This window comes from Pseudomonas sp. G1002 (assembly GCF_013385455.1).
Taxonomy (GTDB): Bacteria; Pseudomonadota; Gammaproteobacteria; order Pseudomonadales; family Pseudomonadaceae; genus Aquipseudomonas.
This window is the reverse complement of the sequence record NZ_JACAPY010000018.1, coordinates 74049-93165: the sequence shown is the minus strand read 5'-3', so window position 1 is coordinate 93165 and position 19117 is coordinate 74049. Positions and strand designations below refer to the sequence as shown.

The following is a 19117-nucleotide window of genomic DNA, read 5'->3' as shown; positions in this document are numbered from 1 at the left end:
TCAGATTGATGGTGTCAGTATTTTGATGCTTTTGGATGAATTCTTTCCGACGAGCGGCTAAGCGCCGTATTTTTGACTTATTTGGCGAATTTTTATCAATTTCTTTCAGATCAGAAGCTTGCGGAGGCTTCTAACCATTTTTCTGGCCGCCTGGTCAGGAAAAATTGCTTAGCTGACGAATCAAATTACAACTTACTAATTAACCGCCAACGTTCCGTAAACCGGGTTAAACGATTCCGCTATTTATATGACGCTTAATATTTCGAAACAGAATACGGTAAGACTCACCTTATTCAAGGGAAAAACGATGACCGTTATGTCGAAAACATCTAAGAGAAAGACCATGAGGCACTAATGCCTCTAATGGATATGTTTCTGTATCAAGTTGTATGCAATCCCCTTCTCAACACATGCCGAGGCAAAACGCCGGGTGCATGACACAGGCCGGATACCTCCCGGGCGCTCAATAGGCTCCAACGCAACACACACCCTATTGAACCTCAGAGGACACCACCATGAACCGCAACACCCTCATCGCCAGCAGCCTGTTTGCCTTGCTCAACGTTGCCGCCTTTTCGGCCCATGTCCAGGCCAGCCCCAAGCTGGATGTACAGCAAGTACTGTCGACCGTGGACGATGGTGGCGCGGCGTGTGGCGTGGTGAATGCGCGGATGACCTACCTGGATTCCCATGGGCAGAAGCGGGTGTTTGAGTACAAGAAATTTGCCGATTCGTGTAACGAAGGCAGCTAAAAGCTGAACGACAAAACCTGTGGCAAGGGAGCTTGCTCCCGCTGGAGTGCGCAGCGCTCCCACTGTTTTGGGCCTGCTGCGCAGCCCAGCGGGAGCAAGCTCCCTCGCCACAAAACCTCATCTGAAGCTAAATGGGATTAACCGCGAATACGGTGCTCGGTGAACTCATAATCCTCCTGGCAATCGCCAGTCGGGTCCGCCGCCACACCAGCCGTTCTCGGTTTGAATCGGCTGGGTTTGCTGCGCATCGCGGAAAAACGTGATGGTGAGGCGGCCGTCGGGCTGGAGGTTGTTGTTCCAGGACAGGATTGGCACTTGCCGCTTTCTGCACGCAGGCCTTTCCAGTGATCCAGCGCATGGGATTGGCGGAGCTGGGGTGGCTGAAACGAGGCCGCGCAGAGAAAACCCGGTCGGTTGCAAAAATAGTCAGAATTCAGGGGTTTACAGATGCTTGCCAATCGCTATAATCGTCGCCCTAACACGCCGGTATAGCTCAGTTGGTAGAGCAACTGACTTGTAATCAGTAGGTCCCGGGTTCGACTCCTGGTGCCGGCACCATACAAAACGAAGCCCTCGCAGAAATGCGGGGGCTTTGTTGTTTCTGGGGTGTCCCTACCGCAGCCCCTGATCTGGCTGCCTCACTACTTTCCTGCTGACCATCTACCTGCTACCACGCCCCTCTGCAAACCTTTCGAAAGCCCCGACTCCTGTAACCACGCTCGCATCGCTCTTTGTATGCGAAATTTGGGGTTTAGGCAGAACCGTGCAGAGCGATAAATAAATCTGTCCCCTTTGCGCTCAACCTGCTTGCGCCAAATGAAAGCTACGTCGATTTCCAACGGGAAATCGTCCGCGCTGCACGAGACCTCCTACATAAGAACAACCTCAAAGGCTTTCATGAATTACGGGCGGCCTTTGCATGCGAACGATATGAGCAACTCACACAACACCCCGCGCCTATCAACGATGGCCATTGCTACCAACTCGACCGACGCCTCGATCAAGAGGCTCGAGCGCAAATCAGCTATGAGCTCGGACACGACCGTATAGACGTTCTATCAGCATACATAGGAGGTCGAATGTGAAGGCTCCATTCGATATGGAGCTATTTCTCGCTGGGGTACTCAGTGGAGCGTATGCCACACGTCGGCGTCACCTCCGTCAGGCCAAGACCATTCAAGCCGCAATTTTCGCCCGCTGGGGAGTAGAAAACCCTTGGTGCTGGAGGAACAAACATCTGGGTTGGTTCTTACAAAGTCATATAGCATTTAAAGAGAAAACTACAAAATACTACTACTTACTAACCGTTAGACTGATAATAAAAAGATTGGCGAAAGACTGGAAAATACATCCAAGATAAAATCAAAATTATTTGACTACCAACAACCTTGAATATACCCTAAACACTATTCACTAGAAGAAACCATTAATATGATTCTATTAAATACTTATGACGATCATGACGATGCTAAGGAAGCAGAGAGCTTACTGATAGGTAAAAAGCGCCTCGCTAGCGAGAGGGACGGCACCCAGATTATATATAACCTTTTTGGTATAGCCTCTTGGCGAAATTTTCATAACCTAAAAATGTATAGCCTGGCCGAGCTAAAAAATTTGCTAGAGCATCGAAACACCTGGAGTGACGCCCAGATTAGAAGGCATGGCGATATAATGGATCAACTCGTAATTGTCGCTAGAAACTTCGACCTATTACTTCCCTCTCACTGGGAATGAGGGCGGCGCACAAAAGTTATTAATTAGCACGCCGGCCCAACACTAAAAACAGCTACATATCATTTAAAAAAAGCGCTATATAGCTCTTCACCCAACTGATTCCAGTGGCTCGACTTATATGGAGAAAAATCAAAATCACGAACACCACTCAGCCTAGACCTATAGTATTCAAAACCACGCTCGCCATCATTCTCCAAAATTAGACGCAGGCATTTTATGAATCCATTAATTGCTGTTGGAGTAAGCAGCTTGCTCTCATGCGAAATTTGCCAACCTTCAGGAAAAGACGCCTTAACAGCGTTGAGAAGGCTATTTATCTCATCGACACAATAAGCTATATAAGCATCAAGGGAAGTTCTGCTTTCCTTAGATAATATACTTGCTTTTTTCTCTTGCGCCGGCCACGCGGTAAATAGAGAATCAGAGCCCTCCCACTTAACTATAGGCTTCAGACCATAGCTAACTATTGAGGATATTTTTAGCTTTTTTGCATCATCAAATACGTGCTCTTCAAGCTTATCCTTCAGTGCGCCTTTGCGAGCAAGGTTAATAAGAATAGCCTTAGCAACCGCCGTACCGGAAAACGGATTGACTATTAGCTCTATTTCTTGAGTAAGGGCAGACTTAACCTTTGTTTGACGTCCATTGATCTCAAGAAACAATCGGGCCTCGAATAAAGTCCTTTCTTCCTCGGAGGCTGTAAGCGGATAGATAATTCCTGTGACTAGCAAGTTCTGCTTATCTCGAAGTCGTCCGATTTGCGGCTCATAGATATCCGCCCCCTCGTGATAAGAATAGACTCTATGCTGACCGTCAATCAGCCCTACTACGTTATACTCATCCGGGACCGAAATAGTCACCGGCTTTACGTTCAACTGCCCGCTTGGTGGTAATTGGTCAGAGGTCCCAATATCATGTATCTTAGTTGTTGATGGCAATGTTGCTATGACATTACCCAAATAAACCCTTTTACTCTCTGAGAGATACTGCCTCATCGATCTTATTTTTGGCATATCCAATATACGCTGATATGACAGATTGGGTTCTAACCAACCATTCTTCCTCAAAACAAAGCTTTTTTTCAACAAAGAAGCAGGATCAGCATAAAATGAGACTACTTTATACCCCTCAGGATAGCTGCTATTTGCCTCTGGAAGTAAAAAGCCTTGAAAAGTGCTGAGAGCCCGATGATTTCCACCTGACAACTTTGCCTTACCTAAATCTTTATATTCGACACCAAGAAACTTCAGTATTTCATACTTGGCAGAAACGGATACACTTTTAACGAGAGCGTGAAAATAATTAGTCAGCGCCTTCTCTACGACCTGCATACCGACTCGACCTGCACTTTCGACATATTCTGAGTCGACAGAATGCATGCTGAAGTATACTACCCTCAGTTCGTACTCAGTGGCTTCATAAGTCTGCGATGCAAAATAGGTTTCAAAATCCGGAAGATTTTTAATTAAACAATTAACAAATTCGGATTTGTTTTTCATTGCCAGTTCAAAAGCTATTTGCTTTTTAGCAATATGTGGTCCGGGCGTCGCAGTACAGGTATCTTCCATTACCACCAATATATTTTCATAAACGAACACCCCATCGAGCTCAGTCGTCCGAGATCCATTTGATGTTTCTATAACAAACTCTCGATTTTCCGAACGTACAAACTGGAAGCCGGACTTGATAAATATTTCTTTAGCAGAAGCACGAAACTTAGCCTCATCCCTTTTCTTTTTAGCTGCAATTCGGGCTGCTAGCTTCTCAGCCGCGGTGAGCTTCTTACGCGGCTTTTTAGCTATCTTTGGCTTCCTTAGCTTGGCAACGGTCATCGAGCGTTCCTATAAATTTCTTCGTTTATATTCAATGCTATGGTGCTGAAAATAAATTCGTCTTTACGCCCCTTAACCTGCGAGCTTTTATATTGATGTGTATTACCTGCGCTATATATATACAAATCAGACACGGGCAACAAATCGACGAATTCTTTCAAACTTGTCAACTGCTCAAAATCAGGACAAACTCCAAATTTCGAAAGAGGAGGGCAACTAATAATCTCTTGGATCGAACTTAAAAGTGTCTCCAACGGGACTTCGTTCGATGTCAAAAACACATACTTTGCCGCAACTATTTCATACTTTCCACGTACGGGCCGTTCGAGCCGCTGAACCCATATTTTTTCAATTTCAATCCCGACAGACTTAAGCTTCTTTGCAAGAACCCTGGCAAACTTCAAAATTCTCAGCTCAAGAATCGTCTCTTTAAATATATCAGCCTCAATGGAAGATTTTGAAGTTGAGTATTTAGCCAAACGCTTATCAAGATTGTCCTTTAGATACTTGCTGAACATATCAAGATAGCTCGCATTCAACTCAAATCCTAAAAATTTTCGGGCCATGAATGCGGCTTGTGCCGGAACAGTGCCGGATCCGGAAAAAGGATCGAAAACAGTGTCCCCTTCATCCGTCGTAAGCGTAATAATGCGTCTTACGAGGTCTTCAGGAAGCGGGCAAAAATGCTTGATATACCCTTCCCCCCAAGAACCTTGAGTAGGAATACTAAACTCCCAAATTTCCTCTAAACTCTTGCCGTGGGGGCTGTACCGTTCAGGATAACGTACCCACCACTCCTTCAGATCATTAATTTCTCTGGCTCGCTCAGAGTAATACTTGAAATCCGGCCCCTTTGAAAAAAACAGCACGTATTCAAATATTTTCCTAGTGGTACCTTTATTGCTCCAAGGAACTGTCTTGTCTTTCTTCCAAATAATTATATCTTGAAGCTTCCAGCCTACAGCGCTTATTTCTCGCGCAAAATCAAAAGGAAGCGTAACGACTGCCCCATCTCGCTTAAAAGAGTCGATAACGACCCAAAGCGAGCCAGTATCTTTGGTCGCATGATATACGTCTTTGAATATTTTTTTCAGATCTTGCAAGTAATCTTCATAGGACTGTCCAAAGCCAATCTGACCAGAATGACCATAATCCTTCATATCAAAATAAGGAGGAGATGTGATAGTAACGTCGACCGCCCCTTTCTTCACTCTCTTCTTTAAGTTTCTAGCGTCATCTAAAAAAACTTCGGACATCATTTGTGCTCTGGCGCTACCGCCAAATAGGAAATTTCTCCATTATAAGCTTTTTTTTTGCGCTTTTCCACCACCTTTAACTTAGCTGCCAAAAGAGCTCCCACTAACAACAAATATTTCCAGTACGATAATCAACCAAACTTATTCACCCGCACAGTTAACAACTGTGCGCCTCAAAGAAAGTCTAAGCACAACCATTTAAGGCCAAGCCGAAGCATTAGGATAACCCAATAGATATCAGTATATTAGCAACTTCTTAACTTGCTGATTTATAGAAGATTAATTTACTGTTCGACTCCTGATGCCGCACCATACAAAACCAAGCCCTCGCAGAAATGCGGGGGCTTTGTTGTTTCTGGGGTGTTCATATTCTGTCTACGCCTGGCGCCCCAACTGAACAAGCCGGTCAGCCTCCAGAAAGACCAATTCCCGTAGCGAAGTCCCGCCTTCAGCGTTTTATGCAGAATTATGGATAGCCAATAATTATGGCTTACCCATAAAACGGCATAACTGCACGAGCCGCATGATTTTGCATCCTGAACTGGCTGCAGGAATGGCAAACCTGCCCTTCAAGCTCAGCGTTCTGAGAAGACGCGACAGACTCATCTTCAGGCCGCCAGAACCAAGCACGGCAGCGGCAAAACGAAACAACTATTTCCTCAGTTGCACCCACCCCACCACCACGCTACCCTCCCCACGTCGCTGCCAATTCAGCGACCGGGCCTGAGAACCCGACATGATGCAGGCGCAACAGCGCCACCAATCACGATTTGCAGGCGTTTTTTTATGCCCGTAGTTTCGTGCAATGGCGGCTGTGCGTGGGAGACCTTCGGGTCTGCCGGGTTCCTGTATCTCCGGTTCTCAGCCTGCGCACAGCTGCCACCCATTCGCCTGAGAACGAACGTGGTAGCTCTCACTTGATATGGGAGTTTTACCGATGAGCGCTCCAAATCCGTCTGGCTTCACTACCCTCGGCGTTACCCCTTTTTCCTTTCATTCCGACCAGCCTCTGTTCCGCGTTAACAGCGGGGTTTCCCTGAGCGAAGCGCTGTCTCACGTTTCTGATTTACTGCATGTGGCCAAGCTGTTGGCAGAGGACGCGGCGATGATTCGGGATACGGACCGATACGCCTGGGCTTCGCACTATTTGCAGGAGATGAGCAAGGCGGTGATTGATGATGTGGTGAAGGTGTTGGAGTCGCCGGGCAATAATCTGTAGGTGTGTCAGGTTGTGAGTGTGTTGGCTGGGCCATCGCCATCGCGGGCAAGCCCGGCTCCCACATTTGTTCTTGGTTGTTTGTTTTAGAGTGTCTGGCTAGAAGCCGCCACACAAAAAACGCCCCGAACCATCACGGTCCGGGGCGTTTTTTATTCAGCCGCGTCGCTTAGTGCCCAGCACTCTGCCCACCGTCCACATGTAGAATTTCCCCGGTCACAAACCCAGCCGATTCCAGGTACACAATCGCCTGCGCAATATCCCGCGCTTCACCCATGTGCCCCACCGGATGCAGGCTGCCCAACGCCGCATGCGTCTCTTCCCCATGCATCGGCGTTTTGATAATCCCTGGGCTCACCGCGTTCACGCGAATGCCGCGCTTGGCGTATTCAATCGCCAGCGATTTGGTCGCCGAGTTCAGCCCGCCTTTGGTCAGCGAGGCCAGCACCGACGGCACGCCATCAATCGCGTGGTCCACCAAACTGGTGGTGATGTTGACGATGTGCCCGGCGCCCTGTTTCAGCATCTCGGTAATCGCCAGTTGGGTGATGTAGAAGAACCCGTTCAGGTTCACCGCCAACACGTTTACGTAGTCTTCGTGGGTGTAGCTGGTGAACGGTTTGGCAACGAAGATCCCGGCGTTGTTGATCAGGCTGTCGATGCGGCCAAAACGCGCTACGCCTTCGCGGATGACGCGCTCGGCGGTGGCCGGGTCGGCGATGTCGCCGGCCACGGTGAGGATGTCCGGATCCGTCGACGGTTTGATCGAACGGGAGGTGGCAACCACGCGGTAATCCAGCTCGCGGTAAGCCTTCACTGCAGCAGCGCCCAGGCCTTGGGATGCGCCGGTGATCACAACGACTTTTTTCGAATTGCTCATGATGAAACCTCTATAGGGAAAATGGGATGGTTCAAGCAGCCGCGGCGGACATTTCCCGCAGCATCTGTTCGTAGTAACTGACTGATTGCGACCCGGAGACCAGCTGGCGGCCATTGAGGACCATGGCCGGTACGGAGTTGATGCCGTGCTCGCGGTAGAACGCTTCCAGCGCGCGCACTTCATTGGCGTAGGCGGTAGAGCCCACCACCCGTCGTGCGCCTTCAATATCCAGCCCGGTTTCGGCGGCCAGACCCGCCAGGGTTTCGTGATCACTGACGTTCTGGCCATCGCTGAAATACCCGCGCAACAGCGCCTTTTTCAGCTCGAGCTGGCGCCCTTGCTGCAAAGCCCAAAACAGCAACCGATGGGCGTCGAAGGTGTTGTAGAAGTGGCTGCGCTTTTCCAGGTCGAAGGTGAAGCCGATGGCCGCGCCGCGCTCCATCAGCATCCTTTTGCCGCTGGCAACTTCCTCGGCGCTGCGCCCGTATTTGCGCATCATGTGGGCGACGGCGTTTTCGCCTTCGGCCGGCATGTCGGGGTTGAGTTCGAAGGGTTTGAAGGTCAGTTCAACCTTCACTTCGCCCGCCAGGTTGTCGATGGCTTGCTCCAGGGCGGTGGCGCCGAGGGCGCACCACGGGCACACCACGTCGGAGATGAAGTCGATGGTGACAGGCGTGCTCATGACGGATTTTCCGCGAGCTGTTTGCGGTACTGGGTGGTGGTGATGCCGGCGTAGCCCCAGTTATCGGTGTCGACTTCTTCGATGACGATGTGGGTCAGGTCGGGGCGTTTGTTGAGGACGCGTTCGAGGGTTTCGGTGATCTCGGCAATGACCTGGGCTTTCTGCTCCGAGGTAACGCCGTCGCGGGTGATACGTACGCTGACAAATGGCATGACAAGGCTCCAGTGACTTGCCCATCGACATGGTGGGCAGGCAGTGAGGCCAATTTAAGAGGTTGCTTGAGGTGGATAAAGGTGGGGCGGAGTACTTCATTAGTGACGCTATGTAATCAATTAGCCCTGATCATAGCCATAAAAAAACCCCGAACCAGTCGGGGTTTTTTATCGCCTTGAATCAGGCGCGACGCCGAATCAATTAGAAAACGTTGATTGGGTAGTCGGCGAACAGGCGGATCTCGTTACCACCCACGTTGTAGTTGCTGGCGTTGTTGGAAACGCGCAACCACGACGCACGGGCACGCAGGCTCAGGTCTTTGGCCGGGCCGCTCTGTACTACGTATTTGAACTGGTTGAAGATTTCACGCTCGGTGCCACTGCCGCGGTTGGAACCGTCGTCAATGTTGGTGCCGCGCACGTAGGCGATGTTGTAGGTCAGGCCAGGCACGCCGAAGGCGCTGAAGTCCAGGCCGTAGCCTGCTTGCCAGGAGCGCTCGTCCTTGCCGTTGAAGTCAGACCAGTAGGAGTTGGCCAGCAGGATGGTGTTGCCACCGTCGCCGATCCCGCCTGCGTTGCGGTAGCCGCCGTACAGGTAACCGGTGTCACCGGTGCTGCGCTGGTGAGCCACGGTGAAGCTGTGCGGGCCAACGGCCCACGTGGCGCCCAGGCTCCAGATTTTGTTGTCGCGAGCGTCGGCGTCACCTTGGTTTTCCAGGGCGAAGCTACGGTCGAGCTTGGTCTTGTAGCCGTTGAAGTCGAAGGTCAACGATTGCTTCTCTGGCAGGGCCAGCACGTAGTTGACGTTGACGTATTGCTTCTTCAGCACGTCCTGCATGTTGGAAGCGTAGAGCGCTGCCGACAGGCTTTCGGTGAATTTGTAGCTACCGCCGATGTAGTCGATGCTTTTCAGCGCGCCACTGTCGGAACCCTCGGCGCTCTTGCGAGCTTCCTTGGTGAAGTGACCAGCGTCCAGTTGCAGGCCGGCGATTTCCTTGGAGACGATCGAGGTACCGGTATAGGTTTCGGACAACAGGCGGGAGTTGTCGTATTCCAGGACCGGCACGGCTGGCATCTGATCACCGTACTTGATCACGGTGTTGGAGATGCGTGCCTTGACGGCAGCGCCGCCCTTGGCCAGGTCGTTGGCCGCTTCGCCGCTGTCGCCTTGCTTGAAGAAGTCGATACCGCCAGCGCCGCTGCGACCTTTACCACCATCCAGGCGAATGGCGTATTGGCCGATCACGTCCACACCCACACCAACGGTGCCTTGGGTGAAACCGGATTCGAACTTGCCGATGAAGCCCTGGCCCCATTCGGCTTTGTCTTGCTTGCCGTTTTTGTAGTCGCGGCTGATGTAAGCGTTGCGTGCCGCGATGTTCAGGTGGCTGTCTTCAACAAAACCCTTCGATTGGGATTGGTCGTCAGCCATTGCTTGCGTAGCGCTCAAAATCCCCAGAGCGATCAGCCCCATCCGTTGCTTCAACATTTTCTTATATTCCTTATTACTGGTTGAGTACGCGCTGTGACACCAGGCTCCGTGTTGCTTTTCTGGTGTCGACTTTCCCAGATAAAAAAAGGCCCGCGGACGACGTGAAATGCCGCGGGCCTTTTTTTATTGGGGAAGTCATGGCGGTTAGCCACAGGCGTTGGGGCGAATCCTATCCGCGCCCTTTACTGTGTGTCAATTTCGTGAATCTTCTGTATTTAGGCTAAAAAAGTCTAAGAAACATTAAATAGCCATCATTGCGCAAGGCTCTATCAAGCGCTTCCTGGATCTGCACACCCCTGCAGGCCACACATTGGTGCACTCGATTGGGTGGGTTGAATCGAAATTGCGACTCTTTGTCTCAGCCACTCAACGAAGGCTTCTGGCTTGCCCAACCAGGGGCTGATATCGAGCAATTGCAGTTGCCCATTCTGCTCCAGGGCCAGTGTGGGGAAGCCCTGGCCGCCGACTTTTGCCAGCCATTGGCGGCTGTCATTGATGTGCGCTTGAGTTGCTGCGCCAAGGATTTCACTGAAAGCGGCGGTGAAGGCTTGGGGATCCAAACCGATGGATTCGGCCAGGGTCAGCAGCACGTCCTTATCGGCAATTCGGCGACCTTCGACGTAGTGCGCCGTTTGCAGACGCGCCAGCAGTTCCAGGCCTCGACCGGCGATTTTTTCTGCGGCCAGCACGGCGCTGGTCGGCGGTGCTGAATCGAAGACCGCACCGTGGTCCCGCAACAAACCTTCGAAATACGCCTCGCCAAACGGTTGCCCGGTGTACTCGGCGATGCGCCGGTCGTGGGGCATTACGTAGTCACGCAACTGCGGCGATACGGATTGGCGATTCGCGCCGGTCATCATGCCGCCGCCGTGCAACTGGATCGATAACACGCTCCGGGCGGCGCTCAGCAGCGGCTCGGCGCCGTAACACCAACCGCACAGCGGGTCGTAAATGTAGTGAAGTGTGGCTGCCGACATGACGGGCTCCAATGGATATTGATGCCAGGCAGATTAGTCTTACGCACAATTGGGAAAAACCCCGGATCGGCTTTCAGACTGTTTCGAGAATCGGTCGAATACCCTTGAAAAACATACGCCGTAACATTTTTCAGAAAGGTCCGCCCAGGAATAGATAACCTACGCAAATAGTAAGCATTACCATTAACGCGCTTTTATCCTGCCAACCTTTTTGGATACACACCCCGATGCCTGCCCTTCGCCTGACGCCCATGACCCTTGGGCTCTCTGTCCTGCTGTCTGCCGGATTTACCTGCGCTGCCACTGTCCTGCCGGAAACCTCCGTGAGCGCCGAAGCTGACGAGGACGACCCGCGCGTCAAGGAAACCAGCACCGCCACCCGCACCGCCACACCCGTGCGTTATGTGCCCCAGGCCATCGACTCGGTAAAAACCGACAACCTGCATTCCTACGGCACCAATGACCTGGGCCAGGCCTTGAGCGGTATACCCAACGTCAGCAGCGGCGCCGACACACGGTTCGACAGCCTGCGCATCCGCGGCTTCGACGCCAGCAACGATTTCTACCTGGACGGCGTTCGCGACGACAGCCAATACGTGCGCGACCTGCACAACATCGAACGCATCGAGGTGCTCAAAGGCCCGGCAGCCGTGTTGTACGGCCGCGGCGGCCAGGGCGGCATCGTCAACCGTGTGAGCAAGCTGCCCCAGGCCGGTCGCGCCTCCAGCATCGAGGCCCAGGGCGGCAGCAATGATTTGCGCAGCCTGTACGCCGACCTCAGCACCGACCCCACCGACACCATCAGCCTGCGCCTGAACATGGGCAACCAGGACAACAACAGTTTCCGCGACGGCGTCAGCGGCAATCGCCAACTGTTTGCGCCGTCCATGAGCTGGCAACTGAGCCCCGACCTGAACTGGCTGGTGCAGTACGAATACAGCCGCTACAACCGCACGCCGGACCGGGGCATTCCCGGGGTCAATGGGCGGCCGGCAGATGTCAGCCGCGGCACCACTTATGGTGACAAGCGCGATTACATCGACGACACGTCACAATCCCTGCGTTCGCGGCTTGCCTATGAGCTGAACGACAGTTGGCAACTGCGCCATACGTTGGGCGTGTTCACCCTAGACAGCGACTTCGATAACACTTACGCCGTCAGCTACGACCCAAAAACCGGCAAGGTCGGGCGCCAGCGCTGGCAGCAGGACTTGACCACCCGCAACATCCTCAACAACGTCGAACTGGAAGGCGGCTTCACCACCTTCGGCCTGGAGCATCGCTTGCTCACCGGAGTGGAGTTGGGCAACCAGCGCCGTGACCCGAAACTCTATCGAGCGCCGCTCGCCGCTGTGCCGAGCGTGGATGTGTACAACCCCAACCCGGACCTGCGCCACCACGGTCGCCTGCCGGCATTCAGCAGCAGTCACACCGAAGCGCAAAGCCAGGGCGTGTATGTGCAGGACCAACTGCGCCTGAACGATCAATGGCAACTGCTCGCCGGTTTGCGCTATGACCGCTTTGATGTGGAGTCCACCAACAAGCTGACCAACGCCTCGGAACAGGTCGTGAGCCACAGCACCAGCCCGCGCGTGGGCCTGGTCTGGACGCCGCTGGAACATCATTCGTTCTATGCCTCGTGGAGCAAGACGTTCTCGCCGACCGGCGGCGGCCTGATCGGCATCACGCCCAATGCCACGGGCAACGCCAACGACCTGAGCCCGGAGCTGACCAAACAGAAGGAAATCGGGGTCAAGAGCGACTGGCTCGACGACCGCCTGAGCACCACCCTGGCGGTGTATGAACTGGAGCTCTACAACCGCCGCACCCGCGACCCGCTGGACCCGACCATCACCCTGCTCAGCGGCGAGCAGCGTTCCCGTGGCGTGGAGTTGACCGCTACCGGCAAGATCATCGGCAACTGGTACGTGCGCGGTGGCGTCGGCCTGCAGGACGCCACGGTGGTGAAAGACAACAATGGCTTTGAAGGCAAGCGCATCAGCGACGTGGCCAAGCGCAACGCGAGCCTGTTCGTCACCTGGAAACCGGAGATGGGCTGGTACGCGGAAACCGGGCTGACGCTGGTGGGTGAGCGCTATGCGGATAACGCCAACACGGTATTGTTGCCGGGCTATGGGCGTTGGGACGCACTGGCCGGGTTCCGGCAGAAGGAATGGGATGTGCGGGCGGCGCTGAACAATATCAGCGACAAGACATACTACGCGTCAGCGACGAGTGCGGCGCAGATTCAGTTCGGCGACCCGCGCAGTCTGGTGGTGACCGGAACCTACAGTTTCTAACAGGCTTGCGTGGCGAGGGAGCTTGCTCCCGCTGGGGTGCGAAGCGCCCCCAAAATAGGCGACTGTGTTTTTTCAGATAGAACTCGATGATCTGTTTTGGGGCTGCTGCGCAGCCCAGCGGGAGCAAGCTCCCTCACCACAAGGTCCAGTGCAACATTGAAAACAACCGTCAGCCTTGCATCAATTCACACAACGCCTGCACCTCGTCCTCGCTGAACAGCCCCGCCGGGTACCGTTCGCTCATCACCCGGCGCGGGTCGGGCGTCCTGATCTGCCGCGAACCGTTTGCCTTCAACCAGAGCGCCAGCGCGTGGATCGCGTCACCGTTCACCCGCAAAGGGTGGAACGTGCGCGTGTACATCAGGTTGATATCGGCATTCATTTCAGCGCTCTCTCCGACGGCATGAGCGGCTAACTTACTCAAGGTTTATGACAGAACCGCTTAGTCATACACCGTGCTGTGTGTCGCAACAGCGATACAAGAGCTATGCCAATGTGCCCGGTTTGTCGGCACTTGCACACAAAAAAGCCCGCGAACCTGACGGGCCGCGGGCTTTCCGTGAGCGCGCAAAACATGGCGCACTCGAATGCCGGTAAACCCGGCACCAGGCTGTTACAACTGCACTCAGTTTTTGTGCGGGGCCGGCTGCTGCTGGGTCAGGCAGTGGATGTTGCCGCCCCCCAGTAACAGTTCGCGGCCAGGCACCATCACCACTTCATGCTGCGGGAACAGGCTCTGCAGAATCTCCTTGGCGCGGCTGTCCAGCGGGTCGTCGAAGCTCGGCGCGATGATGCCGCCGTTGACGATCAGGAAGTTGACGTAGGAACCGGCCAACCGCACGGTGGGATTGCGCTCCTGGGTGCCGTCTACCGGGTCCACGCCTGCGCATTCTTCCTCGGTGGCGTACAGCGGCCCCGGGATCGGCATTTTATGCACTGTGAACGAGCGGCCCTGGGCGTCGGTGCTGCTTTGCAGTACGTCCATGGCGGCATGGCAGCGCGCATAGTTCGGGTCTTGCGGGTCGTCGGTCCAGGCCAGCAACACTTCGCCCGGGCGTACGTAGCAGCAGAAGTTATCCACATGCCCATCGGTTTCGTCGTTGAACAGGCCATCCGGCAACCAGATGATCTTATCAACCGCCAGGTTGGCGCTGAGCACCGCTTCGATTTCCTCACGCTGCAGGTGCGGGTTGCGATTGCGGTTAAGCAGGCATTCTTCGGTGGTGATCAGGGTGCCTTCGCCGTCGACGTGGATCGAACCGCCTTCCAGCACAAACCCTTCGGTGCGATAACGCGGGCTGCGCTCGATCTCGAGGATCTTGCCGCCCACCTGGGAGTCGCGGTTCCACGGCGAGTACAAGCCACCATCAAAACCGCCCCAGGCGTTGAAGTCCCAGTTCACACCGCGCACTTCACCGCTGTTGTTGATCACGAAGGTCGGCCCGGTATCGCGGACCCAGGCGTCGTCGCTGGACATTTCCACCAGGCGAATATTCGGCACGTCCAGGCGCGCCCGGGCGTTTTCGTACTGGCCGGCCGAGACCGCCACGGTCACCGGTTCAAAACGTGCGATGGCCTTGGCCACCGCCACATGGGCGGCCTGCGCCGGCTTGCCGCCCAGGCGCCAGTTGTCCGGGCGTTCGGGCCAGATCATCCAGGTCTGGGTTTGTGGCGCCCATTCGGCAGGCATGTAGAAGCCGTCGGCGCGGGGGGTGCTGTGCAAAGTGGTCATGGCGATTCAGGACTCCAGGGAACCGTCGAGGGTTTTAAGCGCACCATACAGGTTCGGACGGCGGTCGCGGAACGAACCCCAGGCGCTGCGAATGTGTTCAAGTTCATCGAGATCGAAGCGGTGCACCAGGATGCCTTCTTCGGTTTCGTTGAGTTCTTCTACTTTCTCGCCGAACTGATTGGCGATGAAGGACGAGCCGTAGAAGGTGATGTCGTAGCCGTCTTGCTCTTCGTTACCGATGCGGTTGCTGGCGATCAGCGGCATCAGGTTGGCGCCGGCATGGCCTTGCTGTACCCGCTGCCAGTGGTCGCGGGAAGAAATTGTCTTGTCGTGGGGCTCGCTGCCGATGGCGGTCGGGTAGAACAGGATTTCCGCGCCTTGCAGCGCCATGCTGCGGGCGGCTTCCGGGAACCACTGGTCCCAGCAGATGCCCACGCCGATCTTCGCATAGCGGGTGTTCCACACCTTGAAGCCGGTGTCGCCGGGGTTGAAGTAATACTTTTCATGGTAGCCCGGGCCGTCCGGGATGTGGCTTTTCCGATAAATCCCGAGGTTGGCGCCGTCAGCGTCGATGATCGCAATGCTGTTGAAACGCGCGCGGCCGGCCAGTTCATAGAAACTGATGGGCAACACCACCTGCAGTTCCCGGGCGACCTTCTGGAAGTGCTTGATCGCGACGTTATCTTCAACCGTGGTCGCCAGTTGCAGGTAGTCCGGGTTCGGCTTCTGGCAGAAGTACGGGGCCTCGAACAGTTCCTGGATCAGGATGATCTGCGCGCCCTTGGCGGCGGCCTCACGCACCAGCCTTTCAGCGGTTTCGAGATTGGCATCAAGGTCCCAGGAACAGGCCATCTGGGTCGCGGCAACGGTAACGATACGGCTCATGAATCATCTCCTCGGCGGCGGGCAGGTGGACGCCTTTATAGCGGATAAAAATCGGCTTTTGAAGCTAATAAATATCCGCCCATCGAAAAATGATCAAATTTTACCGATAACAATCGACTTTATTGTTACAAGCCTTCCTCCAGAACCTTCGCCAGCATGTCGACGAAGAAATCCACACTGCGCCGTGAGGTGACCATCGGCGGCTTGATCTTGAGGATGTTCAGGTAGTCGCCGGTGGGCTGCATGAAGATCCCCAGTTCCCGCAGCCGGTCACACAGCAGCGCGGTCTCTTCGGTGGCCGGTTCCAGGGTCTGTCGATCGCGGACCAATTCCAGCCCCAGGTAAAACCCGGAACCATGCACTGCGCCCACCAATGGATACTGCTCGACCAGCGCCTCCAACCGCGCCTTGAAGTGTCCGCCCACCTCCTGGGCGTTTTCCCACAGCTTTTCTTCCTCCATCACATCCAGCACCGCCATGCCGATCCGGCAACTCACCGGGCTGCCTCCCGATGAGGAGAAGAAGTAACCCTCGGCCTCCAGCGCCTCGGCGATTTCCCGGCGGGTGATCACCGCGCCCAACGGCTGGCCATTGCCCATGCCCTTGGCCATGGTGATGATGTCCGGCACCACGCCCTGCTCTTCAAAGCCCCAGAAGAAATGCCCCATGCGGCCGTAGCCCACCTGCACTTCGTCGGCGATGCACACGCCGCCCTGCTCACGAACCAGCGCGTACACCTGCTGCAAATAACCGGGCGGCAAGGCAATCCCGCCGGCATTGCCATACACCGGCTCGCAAATGAAACCCGCCAGTTGGCGATTCTGCGCGGCGATTTTCGCCAGGTTGTGTTCCACGCTGCGTACGTAGTCGGGGGCGCTGTCCTGCCCGCGAAACTCGCCGCGATAGGTATTCGGCGCGGTCACCGGGTGCACCCAGTCCGGGCGGCTGCTCAAGGCCTGGGGGTTGTCGGCAATCGAGGTCGACACCGCATCCGCCGCCACCGACCAGCCGTGATAGGCCTCCAGCACGCTGAGCATGTCGCGCCCGCCGCTGTAGGCCCAGGCCAGGCGAATCGCCAGGTCGTTGGCCTCGGTACCGCTGTTGACCAGGAACACCCGGTCCATGGAGTCCGGCGCCAGCGCCAGCAAACGCTCGGAGAATTCGGCAATCGCCGCATAGTGGAAGCGCGAGTTGGTGTTGAGCAGCGACCATTGCCGCGCTGCCACCTCGGCCATGCGCGGATGACCGTGGCCGAGGACGGCGACGTTGTTGAGCATGTCGAGGTAGGAACGGCCCTGCATGTCGATCAGGTGGTTGCGCCAGCCGCGCTCGATGCGCGGCGGGTCGACGTAATAGTGCTTCTGCGAGCGGGCGAAACTGGCGTCCCGACGCGCCAGCAGGGCTTCGGGGTCCACCTCCGGCTCGGCGTCGCAGGCCAGCCCCAGCAAGGTAGCCGGGGATGGGCAGAGCGTTTGCCATGCCGCCGCCCGGGAAGGCGTGCAGAACAGCGGTGGCTCAAGCTCGGCGCGGCACAGTTGTACTGTCAGCGGCGCGACCACGTCGCCGATTACCTGGCCTTTTACCACTGCGGCGCCGTGCTTCAACAAGGCGTTCACGCCCCACAACCGAACACTCAACTGGGCGCTATGCAGGCTCAGCAGGCCGTCGGCGCCATGGCGCAAGGTGCCGGCGAACGGTGCTTCCACCGTGGCGCCCAAGGGCATGTGCAGTTCTACGTGAAGCGCGAAGGTGTCGGGCTCGACGGCACTGTCGGGTTGGGTGCGGGACAGACGGTATTGACCATAACGACTGGCTGCCAGGCCATGGACCACGGCCGCTTGTTCCAGCAATCGGCGATCAATGCCCTCCTGCTCCCAGTTACCGGCCTCGAAATGCGGGCTGAGCACGCCCAGATCGATCAACGCGAATTCACGCCCAACGAGCCCCGGCAACAAAGGCGCGAAGCCTTCACCGACAATCGGCGGCAATTCAGCACCGACGCAGTTCAGGATCGCCGCCTCCATCAATTCAAAGGGCACCGAGGTGGCTACGTGGAAAATTTCCCACTCATGCTCGGCATTCTTCAACAGGTACGCGTTATCCGGGTCCAGGCGTTGCTGCTGTTCACTGCTCAGCACCAACACCGCGGCCCGCGCGACGATCAGCGGCCATAGCACCTGTAACTCTTCGCGCTGCAACGGCGTGATCCGGTGGCACGCCTGGATCGCCGGCAGGATCGCGAACGGATCTCCCTCGGCATGATGCAGCAGCGCCGCGCAGGTCACAGACAGGTCGGCAATGCGCCAGGTGCGCACCAGGTCGCCAAAATCAATCACCCCCTCAATCTGCCAATGCCGCTGGGCATCGCGCTGCCAGACCACGTTGTCATCGGTGATGTCCATGTGCACGGCTTGCCAGGGCAGGCGGTCGGCCAACGGCCGCAGACGCTGCCCGACCTGCTCCACCACGCGCTCCAGCCCGGCCCGATGCGGGAGGTTTTCGAGGGTCGACAGCAAATGAGTGATCAGCTCAAGGGCATGGCGTGGGTCCCATTGCAGGGTACGTTCCAGGCCCGGATGCTCGAAGTCGGCCAGCGCCTGGCTCATCCGCCCGCAGAATTCGCCGAAGCCTGCGATCACCTCGCGCCCCAGATGGGGCAGATGGGTCAGCGGCTGGCCGTCGATGTAGTCCAGCAACCGCAGGTGCACGGTTTGCCCGGCGACGGTCTCGGTCAGCAGTTCTTCGCCAGCAAGCGACGAGATCACCTTGGGCACCCGTACATCCGAATGTTCCTGCAGATGCTTGAGGGCTGCGTGCTGGGCCTGCAGCTCGACGGCGGCGTAGTCGCCCCGGCAGATTTTCAGCACAAAGCGGCCACGCTCGCTGTCGATACGGTAGTTGAGGTCTTGCTGGCTGCCGAGGGACTGCAACGCCCCACCCAGGCCGTAATGCTGCTCAAGTAGCTGCGTCGCAGGCACAGGCCCGACTTGCGGGCATGGCAGGCTGGCGCGATGAATCAACGTGGCGAGCAACATGTGAAGACCCCTGGCTTTTTTATCAGGCGCTTATATCGCCATTGTTGACGGGGGTTACGCAACCCCCAGTCCCGCGCAGTGCCGTCAATCTGACTGTGGCCCCTTGCACCACCTGGCTCAACAACTCAAGCT

Annotated in this window: 14 protein-coding genes, 1 tRNA gene and 1 pseudogene; 5 read left to right on the top strand and 11 right to left on the bottom strand. The window is 55.7% G+C overall.

The window, feature by feature from the left end:
- The first annotated feature begins 515 nt into the window (after positions 1 to 515).
- The 3 genes and pseudogenes from HX801_RS08860 to HX801_RS31985 form a co-directional block, all read left to right on the top strand.
- Positions 516 to 752 carry a DUF2790 domain-containing protein gene (locus HX801_RS08860; protein ID WP_177021908.1) on the top strand — a complete coding sequence of 79 codons (237 nt, stop codon included), beginning with the start codon at positions 516 to 518 and terminating at the stop codon, positions 750 to 752.
- 482 nt (positions 753 to 1234) lie between these two features.
- Positions 1235 to 1310: transfer RNA gene (locus HX801_RS08855), tRNA-Thr, on the top strand.
- A 242-nt stretch (positions 1311 to 1552) separates the two neighbouring features.
- A pseudogene (locus HX801_RS31985) lies at positions 1553 to 1837 on the top strand (integrase); the annotation flags it as partial.
- A 708-nt stretch (positions 1838 to 2545) separates the two neighbouring features.
- Here the strand turns inward: HX801_RS31985 and HX801_RS08850 are convergent.
- Together HX801_RS08850 and HX801_RS08845 are read right to left on the bottom strand one after the other, a co-directional pair.
- The gene (locus HX801_RS08850; RefSeq protein ID WP_177021907.1) at positions 2546 to 4318 is read right to left on the bottom strand and encodes a DGQHR domain-containing protein; all 1773 of its coding nucleotides are present in this window, start codon (positions 4316 to 4318) and stop codon (positions 2546 to 2548) included.
- Positions 4315 to 5577, bottom strand: coding sequence for a DNA methyltransferase (locus HX801_RS08845; RefSeq protein WP_177021906.1), 1263 nt, complete (start codon positions 5575 to 5577; stop codon positions 4315 to 4317). The genes HX801_RS08850 and HX801_RS08845 overlap by 4 nt, the downstream gene beginning before the upstream one ends.
- A gap of 934 nt (positions 5578 to 6511) precedes the next feature.
- Here HX801_RS08845 and HX801_RS08840 point away from each other — a divergent pair.
- Complete coding sequence (locus HX801_RS08840) at positions 6512 to 6793, top strand: DUF3077 domain-containing protein (protein ID WP_102370209.1); 282 nt, start codon at positions 6512 to 6514, stop codon at positions 6791 to 6793.
- Positions 6794 to 6959: 166 nt separating this feature from the next.
- Here HX801_RS08840 and HX801_RS08835 read toward each other — a convergent pair whose 3' ends face one another.
- From HX801_RS08835 to HX801_RS08815, 5 genes are all read right to left on the bottom strand, one after another.
- On the bottom strand, positions 6960 to 7670 hold the full coding sequence (locus HX801_RS08835) for an SDR family NAD(P)-dependent oxidoreductase (protein ID WP_003218108.1): 711 nt from the start codon (positions 7668 to 7670) through the stop codon (positions 6960 to 6962).
- 31 nt (positions 7671 to 7701) lie between these two features.
- Positions 7702 to 8352 carry a DsbA family oxidoreductase gene (locus HX801_RS08830; RefSeq protein WP_177021905.1) on the bottom strand — a complete coding sequence of 217 codons (651 nt, stop codon included), beginning with the start codon at positions 8350 to 8352 and terminating at the stop codon, positions 7702 to 7704.
- On the bottom strand, positions 8349 to 8564 hold the full coding sequence (locus tag HX801_RS08825) for a 4-oxalocrotonate tautomerase family protein (RefSeq protein WP_003218111.1): 216 nt from the start codon (positions 8562 to 8564) through the stop codon (positions 8349 to 8351). The genes HX801_RS08830 and HX801_RS08825 overlap by 4 nt, the downstream gene beginning before the upstream one ends.
- 202 nt (positions 8565 to 8766) lie before the next feature.
- Entirely contained in the window at positions 8767 to 10053 is a 1287-nt protein-coding gene (locus HX801_RS08820; RefSeq protein ID WP_003218115.1) for an OprD family porin, read from the bottom strand.
- A gap of 272 nt (positions 10054 to 10325) precedes the next feature.
- Positions 10326 to 11033 (bottom strand): DsbA family protein, encoded by a 708-nt coding sequence (locus HX801_RS08815; protein ID WP_102367902.1) that lies wholly within the window; start codon positions 11031 to 11033, stop codon positions 10326 to 10328.
- Between the two features lie 227 nt (positions 11034 to 11260).
- Between HX801_RS08815 and HX801_RS08810 the strand changes: the two genes are divergently transcribed.
- Positions 11261 to 13333, top strand: a complete 2073-nt coding sequence (locus HX801_RS08810; protein WP_177021904.1) for a TonB-dependent siderophore receptor — start codon at positions 11261 to 11263, stop codon at positions 13331 to 13333.
- Between the two features lie 169 nt (positions 13334 to 13502).
- On the opposite strand, the gene HX801_RS08805 is transcribed toward HX801_RS08810, so the two are convergent.
- From HX801_RS08805 to HX801_RS08790, 4 genes are all read right to left on the bottom strand, one after another.
- The gene (locus tag HX801_RS08805) at positions 13503 to 13715 is read right to left on the bottom strand and encodes a hypothetical protein (protein ID WP_003213240.1); all 213 of its coding nucleotides are present in this window, start codon (positions 13713 to 13715) and stop codon (positions 13503 to 13505) included.
- Between the two features lie 243 nt (positions 13716 to 13958).
- Positions 13959 to 15065, bottom strand: coding sequence for an agmatine deiminase (aguA, locus tag HX801_RS08800; RefSeq protein ID WP_102604451.1), 1107 nt, complete (start codon positions 15063 to 15065; stop codon positions 13959 to 13961).
- Positions 15066 to 15071: 6 nt separating this feature from the next.
- A complete protein-coding gene (gene aguB / locus HX801_RS08795; RefSeq protein WP_177021903.1) occupies positions 15072 to 15950 on the bottom strand; it encodes an N-carbamoylputrescine amidase in 879 nt (292 codons plus the stop codon).
- Positions 15951 to 16075: 125 nt separating this feature from the next.
- Positions 16076 to 18985, bottom strand: a complete 2910-nt coding sequence (locus tag HX801_RS08790) for an aminotransferase (protein ID WP_177021902.1) — start codon at positions 18983 to 18985, stop codon at positions 16076 to 16078.
- Positions 18986 to 19117 lie beyond the last annotated feature (132 nt).

Coding starts and splice junctions, on each gene's coding strand:
- HX801_RS08860 (WP_177021908.1), top strand. CDS start 516: ATGAACCGCAACACCCTCATCGCCAGCAGCCTGTTTGCCTTGCTCAAC.
- HX801_RS08850 (WP_177021907.1), bottom strand. CDS start 4,318: ATGACCGTTGCCAAGCTAAGGAAGCCAAAGATAGCTAAAAAGCCGCGT.
- HX801_RS08845 (WP_177021906.1), bottom strand. CDS start 5,577: ATGATGTCCGAAGTTTTTTTAGATGACGCTAGAAACTTAAAGAAGAGA.
- HX801_RS08840 (WP_102370209.1), top strand. CDS start 6,512: ATGAGCGCTCCAAATCCGTCTGGCTTCACTACCCTCGGCGTTACCCCT.
- HX801_RS08835 (WP_003218108.1), bottom strand. CDS start 7,670: ATGAGCAATTCGAAAAAAGTCGTTGTGATCACCGGCGCATCCCAAGGC.
- HX801_RS08830 (WP_177021905.1), bottom strand. CDS start 8,352: ATGAGCACGCCTGTCACCATCGACTTCATCTCCGACGTGGTGTGCCCG.
- HX801_RS08825 (WP_003218111.1), bottom strand. CDS start 8,564: ATGCCATTTGTCAGCGTACGTATCACCCGCGACGGCGTTACCTCGGAG.
- HX801_RS08820 (WP_003218115.1), bottom strand. CDS start 10,053: ATGTTGAAGCAACGGATGGGGCTGATCGCTCTGGGGATTTTGAGCGCT.
- HX801_RS08815 (WP_102367902.1), bottom strand. CDS start 11,033: ATGTCGGCAGCCACACTTCACTACATTTACGACCCGCTGTGCGGTTGG.
- HX801_RS08810 (WP_177021904.1), top strand. CDS start 11,261: ATGCCTGCCCTTCGCCTGACGCCCATGACCCTTGGGCTCTCTGTCCTG.
- HX801_RS08805 (WP_003213240.1), bottom strand. CDS start 13,715: ATGAATGCCGATATCAACCTGATGTACACGCGCACGTTCCACCCTTTG.
- aguA (WP_102604451.1), bottom strand. CDS start 15,065: ATGACCACTTTGCACAGCACCCCCCGCGCCGACGGCTTCTACATGCCT.
- aguB (WP_177021903.1), bottom strand. CDS start 15,950: ATGAGCCGTATCGTTACCGTTGCCGCGACCCAGATGGCCTGTTCCTGG.
- HX801_RS08790 (WP_177021902.1), bottom strand. CDS start 18,985: ATGTTGCTCGCCACGTTGATTCATCGCGCCAGCCTGCCATGCCCGCAA.